This window comes from Anaerolineales bacterium (assembly GCA_016928575.1).
Lineage (GTDB): Bacteria > Chloroflexota > Anaerolineae > Anaerolineales > RBG-16-64-43 > JAFGKK01.
On the sequence record JAFGKK010000038.1, the window covers coordinates 1 to 14,834 of the forward strand.

Below are 14,834 nucleotides of genomic sequence, written 5' to 3' on the forward strand. Positions count from 1 at the left end.
CCCCCTCCTCCCTTCCCGTAATACGGGAAGGGAGGAGGGGGTTTCCCGAGCGTCGGCGAGGGACGGGGGAGGCAGGATGGGATGGATAACATAATACTACTCCATCGGCAGATCCTTTGCACTATACTCACTGCCATAGGCAGTGGTTTTAAGAGCTAACAACCTGCGGGATTTTTCCATTCCTCCCGATTCCCCGGGGGCGAATCCCCGGACCCTTACCGGCGCCCGGCTTCGCCGGGTTGTGAACCTCTTTTGAGAGGACCGGGGAATTTTCTCCAACGGGTCATTGTTTATGATCTCCCAATATACCGTTGATCGGATGGTTGAAATATGATTCATCGGCGACGCCGATTCTTCCGTGCCCTCCGTGTCCTCCGTGTCCTCCGTGGAAAAAATTTTTCTCCGGCATCGAATGACTCCTATTATCTCCTCAACCTCCCCCTCATTCGTCCTTCCCTCGCTTTCCCTCGCTTCGCGCGGGACAAGCGCTCGGGACAGGCGCTCGGGCCAGGTGCCTCGGAATAGGTTCGGTCATTTTTCCTGGAATCGCGCCGGGACCGTTTCCCCGACCCAACCTGTGCGGATGAAGAGATGCATTTGTCTGAAGCCATCCAACTGTAAAGCTGGGATGGGGGGAGGAAAATCGGCACGTGTTTTTCGGCGATTCTTCCTATCCTTGAATCGGGCTGAGAAGATACGTTTCTTTTTCAACAAACCGATTGGAAATTGGAAATGTCCGGTTTATGTTAATCCTCTGAGGCATGTGGATAATCCCAGCGGGAATCCGCCGGATGCCGTATCCAGTATACCCCTACCATTTCCGGAAACGGTCCGTCACACTCCGGGTCAATTCTCGCTTTCCATTGAAGCGGGAAGGCCGCTCAAGACAATCCGGCTTCGATCTCTCGCCCGGTTTCCCTGCGCCCGCGCCGTGGTATACTCTCCGGAGAATCATCGAAAGGATTCCTCCCCATGGCTGGCAGCGACCTGTAAACCGATTTTTCCGGGCACTTCCCCCTTCGCCGCGGCGGAACGATTCGCGCGGCTCGGCCGTGGAGCGTTGCCCACGGTTTTTATTTTCTCACCACAGGTCGATATGCTAACCGCCACTCAAATCCGAAAAACCTACGGCGACAACGTCATCCTCGACGGCGTCACCCTCAGCCTCAATCCGGGCGAGCGCGCGGGCCTGGTCGGCCCCAACGGCTGCGGAAAAACCACCCTGCTGCGGATCCTGGCCGGAATCGATTCCCCCGATTCCGGCTCCGTCCGCAAGCCGAACGCCCTGCGCATCGGATACCTCCCGCAGGGGCTCGTCCTTCCGCCCGACGAGACCCTCGCCGGGTATCTGGACCGCGCCCAAGGCGACTTGCCCCGGCTCACCGCCAAGGTGGAACGCCTGGCGGCGGCTTTGGCGCAGCTGCCGGGTGACACCTCACTGCACACGGCCTACGACCAGGCGCTCAGTCGGCTCGCCGCCGCCGGCGAGGGATCCGGCGCGGCGATCGACGCGCTGGCCGCGCTCGGTTTGGACCATATCCCTTCCGGGGAAAAAATCTCCACCCTCTCCGGCGGGCAGAAGACCCGCCTGGCGCTGGCCGGCGTGCTGCTCGGGCATCCTCAGCTGCTGCTGCTCGACGAACCGACCAACTACCTCGATCTGGCGATGCTCGAATGGCTCGAAAAGTGGCTGAACGGATTTCGCGGCGTTGCACTGGTGGTATCCCACGACCGGGCTTTCCTCGACCGGGCGGTCACCCGGATCCTGGAACTGGACGAGCGGACCCGCGCGATCCGGGAGTACGAGGGCAACTACTCCGCCTACCGCTGGGCGAAAGCCGCCGAACGCGCACGCCTGGCGCAGGCGTATTCCGACCAGGAGGCGCAGATCGCCGAACTGCGCAGCGCGGCAGTCCATTTGCGGGGGATCGCCCGCTTCCGCAAAGGCGGCAAGGCGGATTCGGGGGACAAATTCGCGCGCGGATTCTTCGCCAACCGCGGTGCGGGGACGGTGAAGCGCGCCAAGCAGATCGAGCGCCGGATCGAGCGCTTGTTCGCCGAAAACCGCGTGGAAAAACCCGGCTGGGAGTGGGGGATGAAGCTGGAGTTCGAGCCAGCCGCCTCCGGGAACTTCGTCCTTTCACTCGAGAGCCTCTCTGCAGGGTATTCCAACACCGTTATCCTCGAGGGAGTCAATCTCCAGCTGTGGCGCGGCGCGCGGGCGGTGATCACCGGCGCCAACGGCAGCGGCAAGACGACCCTACTGCGGACGATCGCTGGCGCGCTGCCGCCGCTCGCCGGCCGGGTGCGGATCGGGTCCAACGTGCGGATCGGATTCATAGCCCAGGAGCAGGAAACACTCGATCCGGGCAAGGACGCGCTCCAAACCGTCCAGGCCGAGATCGCCGCCGACGAGACCGACGCCCGCCGCTTCCTGCATTGCTTCCTCTTCTCCGGCGACGACGTCTTCACCCCGGTCGGCTCGCTTTCCTACGGCGAACGCGCCCGGCTGCAGCTGGCGCTGCTGGCGGCCCGCGGCAGCAACTTCCTCCTGCTCGACGAGCCGATCAACCACCTCGATATCCCCTCCCGGGAGCGGTTCGAAGAGGCGTTGCGCGCCTTCCCGGGGACCGTCCTGGCCGCGGTGCACGACCGGTATTTCATCGAGCGGATGGCAGGCGAAGTCTGGGCCGTAGGCAACGGGATCGTCAGGAAGCTGGGATAGGAACAGACCATCGACCATGGAAAAACCGACGATGGGCTATCGACCATGGACCATCGTCGAGCCTCCGATCCTATCGATCCCTCCTAAACCCCGCAGACTCCATTCTATGAAACCGGTTGGCAGGCGAAACCTTCCCGCCTTCGGCACTTCAGCATACCGACAGGGAATCCCAACCGGGGAACAAAATCGACGATGGTCGACGGTCAATCGTCAGAAGATACTTCCTCGGTTTATCAGATATCCGTCCCGCGGCCGGCCGATCCAGGTACTCCACTCCTATTTTGTAGACACCGCGCCGAGAGGGAGTCATAATATTCCAAAGACCCGGTACCCACGATTGCGATGGAGAGGCGCCATGAGAAATGGAAAACATCGATCCGCACGCCTGTTCTTCCCCCTGATGATCCTGCTGGCCGGAAGCGCCTGTAAGCCTCAGCCAGCGGCCAAGGAAGATTCCGCGGCTCAGAGCGCCGTCGCCTCCGGGTTTGCGCCTGGGGCGGCAGAGGCTGCGATCAAAACCCCGTATCCGACGCCCTCCAAACCGGTCACGATGACCGCCGGCCAGCCGTTGAACTGCGCGAAAGGTCCGCACTGGATCCTGTACGACATGGTGGCCATGATCCAGCCGGGGGAGACGGTCACCCTGACCGCGCGCTCGACGCCCGATTGGCCGGATTACTACTACGTCCGGAAAAGCGACGGAACGGAATGCTGGGCGTCGAGCATCGGCGGCAGGATCGACGGCGATCCCCGGGGACTGCCGGAATTGGAGGCCCCGCCGCTGCACGAGATCTACTTCCAGGTCGAGAACCAGACCGGCCTGAAAATCTGCGATGTAACCGTTCGCCAGCCGCCCGGAAAACAATGGGGACCCAATCTGCTCCCCGCCGGAGCCGGCGCGCCCGGCTTGACCTTCGGGTTCGTCCTGATGTCGGGATTTTACGACGTGCAGATCGCCGATTGCTTCGGCGGGAAATTGTTCGAGGCGGAGAATACGCCCATCGGGCCACTGGAACAATCGCGGATCGTGAAAGTCAACGCGCTGGTAACGTTCGCGATCCTCAACCAATCCGGAAAAGACGTCTACTGGATCCAGTATTCCCGCCACGGGGAGGATTCTTGGCAGGATATCACCGGCATGTACGATGACGCCCTGCGCGACGGAAAAACGATGCACTTCACGGTGCAAGCCGGGCTGTACGACTTCCGGGCGCACGAAAGTTATGAGACAAACTACAAATTGATCTTCTCCGCCGAAGCCGTCGCCATCTCGCCGGCCAGGGTAACCGTGACGATCTCCTGAAGCGTGGACCAAGGAGGAGGGTTCGTCGCCCATGGCGGCGGATGCCCGGAGGGCGATTCGCATGCCGCCGGCGGGGCGATGCTTCATGAAGGGTGCCATGCCGGACCGCGCGGCCCAGGACGACTCGTTTCCGGAAAATTCCCGGCTCCGGTCCATCCTTCATAAGAATCTCCAGATTCCCTCCAGAATTCGTTTTTCCAAGCCAAAAACCGTATACGAATCGGGGTCCATTGATACATAATAGGTGAACGACCCGACTCCCACCCGTAGAGGAGAGGAACCATGAAAACACCGGAAACCCTTCGCGCGATTGCCTTCATCAGCGCCGCCTTATTGAGCGGAGGGTGCATCCTGGAGGCGGCCGCGCCCGCCGGCCCCCCCCAGGTGGTGGTCGTCACCGCCACCCCGGACGGAGATGGCCAAAACCAAACCTCCGCAGATGCCTCGGCCACCACGACCCAGGAGCCGGCCCAGACTCTCATGGCCACCTTCACTTCGTCGCTCACCGCAACCTTCACCGCCGAGCCGGTGACGATGACCGCCGGGCAGGACCTCAGCTGCGTGAAAGGACCGGATTGGAAGCTCTATGAGTGGGTCGCCCGGATCGCCGAGGGCGAGACCGTCACCCTGATCGCCCGCGCCGTCCCCGAGATCCCGGATTACTACGTCGCGCGCACCGGCGACGGAACGGAATGCTGGGCCTTCGGCGGCAGTTCGACGATCAGCGGCCCGGCCGGGACTCTGCCTGTGCGCGAAACCCCGCCCCTGCCGACCGTCACCTACGTGATTGAGAACCAGGTTCTCATCACCCTGTGTGCAGTTTTCATCCGCGGGAAGGAGGAGACCGCCTGGGGTGCCAACCGATTAAGCGGAGTCATCATTATAAACGGCACATTCAGCGTGAGCATCCTCGCAGGGTATTACGATGTTCAGATTAATGATTGCGCGATGTCGACGCTGTATGAGGAGCACGACCGGGCGATCGGCGCCGATCCAGCGTATCGCTACCAGCTGATCGCCAACGACGTGGATTTCTACATTCAGAATAACCACCCGTTCAGTATCTGCTGGATCGATATCCTTCCCCCGGGCGGCTCGTGGACCAAGCTCTACGCCACGGAAGATGGCGGCGGATCCATCCTTACCGGACAGCGGAGGGATTTCACCCTGCGCGCCGGTTCGTACGGGATCCAGGCTACGCGCTGCACCAGCGCCGTCCTCCCCGCCGCCGGTCTATACGTTCATCCGGGAATGGGCGGGGTCACCTGGGCATAAAACACGACCATCGACTTTCGGCTATCGCCGGCCCCTCTCCTGTTGGGGAGGGACCGGTTTCCCAAAAACAGCAAGCCGTAATTGCCGCCGGCATTCCGAATTCACATGGACAATCTTCGGCAGTTACCAGAGGATTACCGCAAGATCGGCTGCGGCGCAGGTTGCCAGCCCGGTTAGTGCCTTCCCGGCCACGAGCCGCCCCCTGCCTACCGGCGACACCCTCAACATGTCCGGCTTCCGAGAGTTGCGATTGCATAAAACCGCTGACGGTAAAAAATTCCCCCTCCCCATGATGGGGAGGGGATAAAGGGGAGGGGTTTTGCGATTGCCGATGGTCGACGGTCGAATCCTACACGCCGTGCTTCCTCCGCATGATCCATCCCGCCAACGCGTAGAAAACCGCCGAGACGGCCGCCAGCACCGCGGCGGACTGCCACACCATCTGCGCCGGCGCTTCGCCCGCGATCGCGAGCCGGAACATGCGCATGATCACGGAAGTCGGAAACCAGGAGAGCAGATCCGTCAGCCAAGCCGGCCAGACTCCGACTAAGAAGGTTTCGAAGAGCAACGGGAGGACCACGAGAATGAAGAGCGGGCTGCCCCAGAACGCCGCGGCGGTCGGCGAATCCGCCAGCACGCCGACCAGCGTTCCGACCGAGACCACGAACAGCGCACCGAGGAACAGGGTCAACGCCAGAACGTCCCAGTGGACGATCTGCTTAAGGTTCATCAGCGCGATCACGATCCCGACAAACAGGCCGTAGGTCATCCCGGCGAGCAGCTTGCCGACCAAGATCTGCACGTACCCTGCGGGGGAGACCCTGAGGATGTCCATCGTGCGCGATTCCTTCTCCTCCACGAAAAGCAGCGGCACGATCGCGAATCCGACCACCGCCAGCATCAGGATCTGGGTGAGCAGGTTGATCAGCGGCCGCCCTGAGGAATCAGCCGACGGATACAAACCCTCCTCGGCCATGGTGATCTTCACATCGGTGGATGCGGCAAGGCTGAGTTGTTCGGAAAAATGGACGGCATCCTGCGCGGTTTTTTCCGGATCCGCCCAGTGCGCGGCGTAGGCTTCGAGCCGGATCTCGGCCCGGCTTTGCACAAGCGCGTCGAAATCAGCCGGGAGCACGAACCCGATCCAAATGCCGGTGGCCTCCACAACCCGCATTTCCATATCCTCGCGCGATGCCGCCGCCACCAGCCGGCCGTCGATCTCCCCGACCGCCTCTCGGAAAGCGGCCGATTTTCCCTCGTCGAAGACGACCGCCGACGGCGGGCTGCCCCGGTTGATCAGCGCCGGCAACAGGCTCCCGTTGACCGCCAGGAACGCCGTACCGATCATCACCGAAAAGATGAGCCGGTTGCGGAATGCTTCGCGCACGTCCTTGAGCGCGATCGCCGCCGTGATCCGCAGAGCAGCGCGTCCGCAGGAAGATTCCGGCGCATCGTTCTTCGTCCCGGAATCTTCCTGCGGAGTCGTGCGCGCCGGCGGGCGGAATGCTTCCTCCGGCTGTACTTGTGCGGGGGGAACGCCGTTCTTTTTCCTGAGCTTGGATTCGTCCGCCCGATCCCTCCGCCGCAACAGCCAGGAGACGACCGCAAGCTCGATTCCCGTGCAAACGATAACCCAGCCCAGCCCCAGCAGGGGCGCGCCGAGCGTGATCGGCTGGGCGAATACGTATCGCATCGCGAGATACGCCGTGACGGAGGGGATAACGGGCAGCACGCGCATGACCGCGTCGGGGATCAACTCGCGCAGCAGGTAGAGGATGACCGGCATGAACAGCGGCAGGATGATCAGCCAGGCCCAGACGGCGAATTGGGCCCGGGATTCCATCGCGGTTCCGAGGATCAGCCCCATCGACACGCAAAATATCGCATACACCGCCAAAATAACCAGAAACAGCCCCCAATGGACGATCAGGCTGTGGTTGACGATCACCGCCAGCGCAGCCACCGTGCCGGAGTAGAACAAGCCGGCCAGCAGCTTCCCCGCCGCTATCTGGGTGGCGCTCGCCGGAGAGACAAGCAGCACGTCGAGCGTGCGAGCCTGCTTCTCGTCAAACATCAGGTGCGGCACCAGGCTGATCCCGATCATCGTCAGCGAAAAGATCAGCGCCATCGCGGCCTGGGTTCCGGCGCCCTCGTCGTCCACCGGCCCATAGACGACGCTTTTGTCGATCGCGATGGATACGCCCGTACCCCAAACGGCGGCGATCGCTTCTTCCACTTCGGCCTTCAGCCCGGCGACCTCTTCCCCGCTCAGCCAGTAGGCGACGATGCCGCGCAGGGGCGGCGCGTCGCCCCCCGCCGCGATGTCGTCGAAGCCGGCCGGGATCACCAGGCCGAGCTCCGGGCGATCGCCCAGCGCCAGACGGCGCTTCATCTCCTCTTCGGAGGGAAAATCCGATCTCACCTCCAACCCCGAAGCTTCTTCCAGGCGGCCGGTGTACGCGGAGTTGCCGGCATCATAGATGAAAACGGAGATCGGATTTTTGCCGGCGGACAGCGAGGGAAGCGCTTTGTAGAAGAGGATGAGGAACGCGACCGAGAAGAACAGCACCAGGATGTTCCTGTTCTTAATTCCCTGGACGATGTCCTTCCGGGCCAGCACGCCGACGACCCGCAGATATTCCAGAATATTTTTCATCGCCGCAACCATGATACCCTTTCGATTTGTGAAAAGAAAACACTATTACTGCGGTTCCACGGGCATCGGGGATCCGGTGAGTTTGAGGAATACGTCCTCCAAGGTCCCCTGCGGCCCGCCATGCGCGGCTTTAAGGGCGGCCGGCGCATCCATGGCGACGATCCGCCCGCGGTCGAGGATCGCCACCCGCGCGCAGAGCCGGTCGGCCTCCTCCATGTAGTGTGTGGTGAGGAAGACCGTCGTGCCGCTCCGGGCCAGGCCGGCGATAATCGAGCGGACGTCGCGCGCCACAGCGGGATCCAGCCCGCGGGTCGGCTCGTCGAGGAAGAGCACTTGCGGACGGGGGATCAGCGCCCGCGCGATCAGCAGACGCTGTTTCATACCGTTGGAAAAGCGCTTGATCGGCTCACACGCCCGCTCCGCCAGCCCCACCTGCTCCAGCACCTGCGCGACCCGCTTGCGGGAAGCGCCGTACAGGTCGGCGATGAAGTGCAGGTTTTCGATCGCGGACATCCGCTCGTAGAGGTTCTGGTATTCGAAGACGACGCCGATCCGCCGCTTGAGCTCCGCCCGTTCGGTGACCGCGTCGTATCCGGCCACCTTCGCGCTCCCGGAGGTCGGCCGCAGTTGGCCGGTGAGGATCCGGATGGTGGTCGTCTTGCCCGCGCCGTTGGGCCCGAGGAAGCCGAAGAGCTCGCCCGCCGCGGCGGAGAACGTGATCCGGTCGACCGCTTTCACGGTTCCGAAATCCCTGCTCAGTTCGTGCGTTTCGATGGCGTTCATGATTTTCTCCTTCCCCCTCCTCTATCCTCCCCCGTTTAGAAAACCACTAAACGGGGGAGGATTCTGCTTTTGTCCTCCCCCGTCAGCTTGCTTGTGGGGGAGGCTTCAGTTGTCTTCCTCCCCCGTCAGCTTGCTTGTGGGGGAGGCTTCGGGTTTCTTCCTCCCCCGTCAGCTCTCTTGCGGGGGAGGCTTCGGTTGTCTTCCTCCCCCGTCAGCCAAGCTGACGGGGGAGGGAAGGGAGGGGGCATCACCGTGCAATCAACTCGAAGAGGATGATCATGCCGACCAGAACCGCCACCCCGCCGATCGCCGCGATCACGTAGATCCACCGCCTGCCGGGGGTTTCAGCGGTTTCCATTTCCGCGCCCATGCGGCTGACGCTCATGGCGATCCCGATCACGACGCCGATCCCCGCCCCGATGGTGATGCCCAGGGCGAGATTCCCCAAAGCGAGCCCCAGAGCGACACCCGCCCCCGTGCCGACGGGGATCCAGACGGCGCTATTCGCCGCGCGCCGGTTTTCCTGCATCTCGTTCCGTGCCTGCTTGTTCGAATTCGGTTCGTAGGCCATCTTCGTTTCTCCTATTCCCCCCTCCTCTATCCTCCCCCGTTTAGAAAACCACTAAACGGGGGAGGATTCTGCTTTTGTCTACCCCCGTCTGTCTTCTTGCGAGGGAGGCTTCGGGTTTCTTCCTCCCCCATTAGCTGCGCTAATGGGGGAGGAGAGAGGAGGAGGCAATCCGCGATTTCAATATAGAAATCTTCCCAATAACCCGCAACAAAAAAGCGCCCGAAGGCGCTTGGGAGAGGTTGAATGAAGCAAAACAGGTGATGAATGGAACGCGGTTAATAGCCGAAAAAGGCCTTGAGTTCCGCGGCCGCGGACTTGCTCAGCGGGATTTTCGTCCCCGCGGCATCGTCCAGGCGGATGCTGTAACTGTTGCGGGTGTAGGGAATCACTTCCTTGACGTGCTGCAGATTCACCAGGATGCTGCGGTGGGCCCGGAAGAAGCCGCTGCGAGATAGTTTGTTTTCCAGATCGGCCAGCGTGTACTGCGTCGGCAACCGTCCCTCGGGGGTGACGAGGGAAATCCGGCCTTCGCCAGCGTCGGCATAGAGGATTTCGACGGGATTGAGCAGGACGACTTTATCTTCAAGTTTTACCGGCAGTTTGAAGGCCCGGCGTCCGGCATCCTCCGATTCGAACTTGGTTTCCAGCAGGCGCCCCTGTTGGAGGTTATAGATCCGGAAGCATAGCGGTGCCAGCCGGGCGGACGTACTCGACAGCAGCAGGACGGCGGTTCCGCTCTCCGCCTCAGCCCGGACCAAACTTTCCAGGAGCATGATCGTGGCTTCATCGCAGCGGGCAAAGAGTTCCTCAAGGACCAGCGCCTTCGGCCGGTGAAGGACGGCGCGCCCGAAGGCCAGCCGACGCTGTAAACCCGGCGGCAATTTTCCGGCGGATACCGATTCCTGGTCCGCCAGCCCGACCTGCGCCAGGACCTCATCGATCCTGGCTTTCGGCGTTCCGAATAAATCCGCTTGAAATTCCAGATTGGCGCGCGCGGAAAGGTTTTTATACAGCGCGTCTTCGGTGAACACGATTCCCGAGAGGCGGCTGAACCGCTCCCGGGACTGCGCGGGGTCCGCTCCGCCGAGCCTGACCGTGCCGAGCGTCGGGCGGATGCGGCCGATCAGCAGGGCGAACAACGCGTCGCGGCCGCTGTCCTCGAGCCCGAACACGCCCGCCGTTTCGCCCGCGCCGACGGCGAGCTCGGGGATGTCGAGGACGGTCTTGCCGCCGAGGACCTTCTGGACGTTGCGGAGCTCGATCATCCCACCATTGTACCCATATCCGACGAAGGCGAGATCCAACCATCGACCATGGACGATGGACCATGGCCGTTTGAAGACCCGATCATCGACAATCGACCATCGCCGCTGATCGTCCGAGTTCCTCATATCGTGTCCGAATTTTTTTTCGCGGCCGCGGGCATAGGAAGCATTTCAACAATTGACGACGGTCGATGGTCGATGCCTGCCCACAAATGTCTTTGTCGGGGGGGGGGCCATCGTCTATCGTCGGTTTTCCGATGGTCTATCGTCTATGGTCGGTCGTGCGATGGTCCAGAGAGCGGGAAGTCCAAGAGGGATCGGTCCCCGGGCAAACGAGGATATCGCCCGTCTGGTGGTTCGCCTGCCGCGGATCCCACACCATGCTCACCCGGTCCTCGCCCCTCGGCCAAACCGGGCCGCCGAGGATGCGCTTGTCGGATCCGCCGGCGGCGCTTATGCCTTCATAGAAGGCCCGGCCGTCGCTCAGGAACAGGCGCGGGATCTGGTGCCGGCGGAAGGTGCGGACGGCGCGTTTCGGAAGGAATGGATCGGAAGTGGAATACCCGCCGCCATCCAATAAACTTCTTCCGCCCGGGCCGCCAGCCGCTGGTTGGCCCGCCCCAGCAGGTCGCGGTACAGCCGTCCCGCCGGGTAGGGCGGGACAAGCCCCGATCCAACTTCGTTGGTGACCACGATCCAATCTGCGGATCCGTTTTCGACGACGCGCAGCAAACCGTTTAGTTCAGACTCCACCCGCCCTTCCGCGGCGGATTCGTCCAGCGGATCCTCGTTTTCCGTTCCCGCCAGCATCGCGTTGCTCACCAGCAGGGTGATGCAATCCAGAACGATCACATCGGCCTGCGGAGGATCCTTCGTAAAAACTTCCGCGACGCCGCGCGGGATCTCGAGCGTCGTCCACCCCGCCGGGCGCTCGCTCCGATGCCGCCGGATCCGCGCGCGCATGTCGTCGTCGCCGGCTTCGGCGGTGGCCACGTATACAACCCGCCCGCCGCGTTCCTCCGCCAGCCGCCGGGCATGGGCGCTCTTTCCGCTGCGCGCGCCTCCCAGGATAAGGGTCAGCTTTCCCATAGGATCTTCTCCAGGCGTTCCATATCCAGCGCATCCTCCACCGCATCGGCCAAGGCTTCCAAGCCTTGCTCGACGTTCGCGGACAGCGCGGACCCCGCTCCCCGCCAGCCCAGGCTGCGCAGCCAGCCGCGGCGGAAGCGCGGATTGCCGAACAAGCCGTGCGGAGAGCAGCCCCAAATGCGCCCTTGCGGATCGGCCGCTCCGGCCGGAATGCGGACAGCCGCGCCGTTCCTCTCCGTGATCGTCAGCCAGACGCCCTCCGCGGCGGCGGTTTCTCCGGAGTGTATCTCGTAGCCCCCCAGCCGTTCACCCGCGACCGACTGCAGCCATCCGGGGCCGGAAGCTGCTTGCGCCCGGGATTGAAACGTCGCTTTCCCGCCGGTAAAAACCGTTTCCGCCGGCAACAATCCCAAGCCCGCCGCCTCCTCCGCGCTCGATTCCATATGCGCGGGATCGCGGATAATCCGGCCAAGCATTTGGTATCCACCGCAGATCCCGGCGACCGCCCCGCCGTTTGCGGCGAACCGGACAACGGCCTCGGCCAGGCCGCTCCGGCGCATCCAGGCCAGGTCGGCGATCGTGCTCTTCGTCCCCGGAAGGATGACGGCCCGCGGGTTTCCGAATTCCGCGGCGGTTTTCACATACCGCAAGCGCACGCCCGCTTCGGCGCGCAGCGGATCGAACTCGTCGAAGTTGGCGATGCGCGGAAAGGCGATCAGGGCGATCTCGACGCATTCCGCGCCGCCCGGCGAGCCTCCGCGGTCCGTCTCCACCGCAACGGCGTCCTCCTCCGGAAGCGAAAGCGCGGGCAGAAAGGGGACGACGCCGAGGACCGGAATGCCTCCCCGCTCCTCCAGAACGCGGACACCCCCGTCGAACAGAGAACGGTCGCCGCGGAACTTGTTGACCAGCAGACCTTTCACCAGCGCGCGATCTTCCGGTTCGAGAAGCCACAACGTACCCAGGAGTTGGGCGAAGATTCCGCCCCGGTCGATGTCGCCGGCAAGCAGGACGGGGGAGCGGGCGTAGCGGGCGACGGCCATATTGACGATGTCGCCTTCCCGCAGGTTCAATTCGGCCGGGCTGCCGGCTCCCTCGATGACGACCAGCTCGAAGGATTCGCGCAGCCGATCCAAAGCGGCGCGGACGGTCTCCCACAAGATCAGTTTTTCCCGATAGTACTCCTTCGCGGCGAGCGTCCGCCACGGCCTGCCCATCCGGACGATTTGGGAACGCGCATCCGCCTCCGGCTTGATCAAGACAGGATTCATATCCGTAGCAGGAGGCAGGCCGGCGGCCGCGGCCTGCAGCGCCTGGGCGCGTCCGATCTCGCCCCCGTCGGCGCAGACGGCCGCGTTGTTCGACATATTCTGAGCCTTGAACGGCGCAACCCGAACCCCGCGGCGGGCGTAGATGCGGCATAGCGCGGCGGAAAGCAGGCTCTTCCCGACCGAGGAGCCGGCCCCCTGCAGCATGAGCGTTTTAGCAGCCATCGGCCGCCTCGTTCAGGCGGTTCAGAACCGCCCCCTCGGGATGCACGGCGAGTTCGGAGAGCGACCCGGGACGGAGCGGAAACTGCCGGTACCGCTCCGGCGGGAGATCGAGCGCGATGCAGATGAGCATTTGGAGCGATCCTCCGTGCGCGACGACGGCGACATGCCGCGGCGATTGAAGCGCCCGTAAATCTCCCCAAACCGACCCGGTGCGGGCGGCGAGTTGCGCCAGGGTCTCGCCGCCGGGCGGCGCATTGGCCGTCGGATCCCGGCGCCACGCCCGGAATTGGTCCGGATGACTCTCGGCGATTTCGGCGAAGGTCTTTCCCTCCCAATCGCCGAACGACAATTCCCGCAGGCGCGGATCGGCGCGGAGCGGGCAGCCGCGCCGGCCGGCGATGATCCGCGCGGTCGCCGCGGCGCGGATCAAATCGCTGGAGTACACGGCGTCCAGCGGCCGGCCGGCCAGGCGGCGCCCGAGGAATTTGGCTTGCTCCAGCCCCTCGTCGTCGAGCGGCGCGTCGCTCCATCCCTGGAACCGGCCTTCCCGGTTCCAGGCGGTCCGCCCATGGCGGACGAGGAACACCGTCAGGGGCTCAGCCTTCATCGCGAGGCATCCCGGCCAGCGCGGCGAGCAGCCTGGCGTTTTCCTCCCCGGTCCGGGTGGCGAGGCGCGCGTTCTCGGGCAGGCCGAAGGAGGCGCAATTGCGCACCGCGATCCCGCGCGGCAGGAGCCGGGCGCGGAACGCCGCGGAGTCCCCGACGGGGAGAAGGAAGAAATGAGTCCGCGACGGTACGGGGGCAAACCCGAGCCCTTCCAGCCCGGCAAGCAGATTGTTTTTTTCCACCTGCAATCGTTCCAGTGTTCTGCGCAGGAACTGCTCTTCCTCCAACGCCGCCAATCCGGCCGCCTGGGCGAAGGCGTTGACGTTCCACGGCGGACGGACGGCGGCCATGGCCCGGACGGTTTCCTCCGCCCCGACGGCGTATCCCAGGCGCAATCCGGCGAGGGCGTAATCCTTGGTCATCGAGCGCAACGCCAGGACGTTCCGGTGCGGGTGGCGCAGGACGGATTCGATCCCGGGGACGAAAGCGAGGTACGACTCGTCGACGACATACAGCGTTTCGGGATGCGCCTCCGCCCAGGCCGCGATAACCTCCGCCGCGAGGAGTTGTCCGGTGGGGTTGTTCGGATTGCACAAGAACACGGCGCGATACTCCGTGGCGGCGTTTTTTTTCGCCAACAGGGAGGGATCCAGCCGGAAGCCGTCCTCGGCCGACGCGGTCCAAAAGCGCGGACGGGCGCCCATCCGCCGGGAAGCGCGTTCGTATTCGGAGAACGTCGGCGCGAGAATCAGGACTTCGTCGCCGGGCCGGAGGAAGGCGGACGCCGCCAGGCCGATCAGCTCCGCCGCGCCGTTGCCGGCGAGGATTTGATCGGGCGGCACGCCGATCCGGGCGGCAAGCGCGCGGCGCAGGGCATGCGATTCCCGGTCGGGGTACCGGTCCAATCGGACGGTCTCCAGCGCCTCGCGGACGCCCGGAAACGGCCCGAACGGGTTGACATTGGAGCTGAAATCGATGATGGATTCGGGCCGGAGGCCGAGCGCTTCGAGCTCGGCGCTGTCGATCCCGCCGTGTTCCTCCGGGCCGCGCGGCGCACGGACATCCATG

At 63.8% G+C, this 14,834-nt stretch carries 11 protein-coding genes; 3 read left to right on the top strand and 8 right to left on the bottom strand.

All coding sequences use genetic code 11. The features are described from left to right. Positions 1–1,096 precede the first annotated feature (1,096 nt). The 3 genes from JW929_05335 to JW929_05345 all read left to right on the top strand — a co-directional run bounded on the left by JW929_05335 (position 1,097) and on the right by JW929_05345 (position 5,303). The gene (locus tag JW929_05335) at positions 1,097–2,725 is read left to right on the top strand and encodes an ABC-F family ATP-binding cassette domain-containing protein (protein MBN1438817.1); all 1,629 of its coding nucleotides are present in this window, start codon (positions 1,097–1,099) and stop codon (positions 2,723–2,725) included. Positions 2,726–3,080: 355 nt separating this feature from the next. Continuing rightward, the gene (locus JW929_05340; protein MBN1438818.1) at positions 3,081–4,028 is read left to right on the top strand and encodes a hypothetical protein; all 948 of its coding nucleotides are present in this window, start codon (positions 3,081–3,083) and stop codon (positions 4,026–4,028) included. Positions 4,029–4,310: 282 nt separating this feature from the next. Beyond that, positions 4,311–5,303 carry a hypothetical protein gene (locus tag JW929_05345; GenBank protein MBN1438819.1) on the top strand — a complete coding sequence of 331 codons (993 nt, stop codon included), beginning with the start codon at positions 4,311–4,313 and terminating at the stop codon, positions 5,301–5,303. A gap of 349 nt (positions 5,304–5,652) precedes the next feature. Here JW929_05345 and JW929_05350 read toward each other — a convergent pair whose 3' ends face one another. From JW929_05350 to JW929_05385, 8 genes are all read right to left on the bottom strand, one after another. Then, the gene (locus tag JW929_05350; GenBank protein ID MBN1438820.1) at positions 5,653–7,959 is read right to left on the bottom strand and encodes an ABC transporter permease; all 2,307 of its coding nucleotides are present in this window, start codon (positions 7,957–7,959) and stop codon (positions 5,653–5,655) included. Between the two features lie 45 nt (positions 7,960–8,004). Beyond that, entirely contained in the window at positions 8,005–8,742 is a 738-nt protein-coding gene (locus JW929_05355) for an ABC transporter ATP-binding protein (GenBank protein MBN1438821.1), read from the bottom strand. Between the two features lie 247 nt (positions 8,743–8,989). After that, positions 8,990–9,313, bottom strand: coding sequence for a hypothetical protein (locus JW929_05360; protein ID MBN1438822.1), 324 nt, complete (start codon positions 9,311–9,313; stop codon positions 8,990–8,992). 275 nt (positions 9,314–9,588) lie between these two features. After that, entirely contained in the window at positions 9,589–10,578 is a 990-nt protein-coding gene (locus JW929_05365; GenBank protein MBN1438823.1) for a LytTR family transcriptional regulator DNA-binding domain-containing protein, read from the bottom strand. Between the two features lie 483 nt (positions 10,579–11,061). Beyond that, positions 11,062–11,667: a bifunctional adenosylcobinamide kinase/adenosylcobinamide-phosphate guanylyltransferase gene (cobU, locus tag JW929_05370; GenBank protein MBN1438824.1), complete on the bottom strand. Its 606-nt coding sequence runs from the start codon at positions 11,665–11,667 to the stop codon at positions 11,062–11,064. Then, positions 11,655–13,160 (bottom strand): cobyric acid synthase, encoded by a 1,506-nt coding sequence (locus tag JW929_05375; GenBank protein ID MBN1438825.1) that lies wholly within the window; start codon positions 13,158–13,160, stop codon positions 11,655–11,657. Before JW929_05375 ends, cobU begins: the two co-directional genes overlap by 13 nt. Beyond that, positions 13,150–13,767, bottom strand: a complete 618-nt coding sequence (gene cobC, locus JW929_05380) for an alpha-ribazole phosphatase (GenBank protein ID MBN1438826.1) — start codon at positions 13,765–13,767, stop codon at positions 13,150–13,152. Before cobC ends, JW929_05375 begins: the two co-directional genes overlap by 11 nt. Next, a complete protein-coding gene (locus JW929_05385) occupies positions 13,757–14,833 on the bottom strand; it encodes a threonine-phosphate decarboxylase (GenBank protein ID MBN1438827.1) in 1,077 nt (358 codons plus the stop codon). The genes cobC and JW929_05385 overlap by 11 nt, the downstream gene beginning before the upstream one ends. Between the last annotated feature and the right edge of the window lies 1 nt (position 14,834).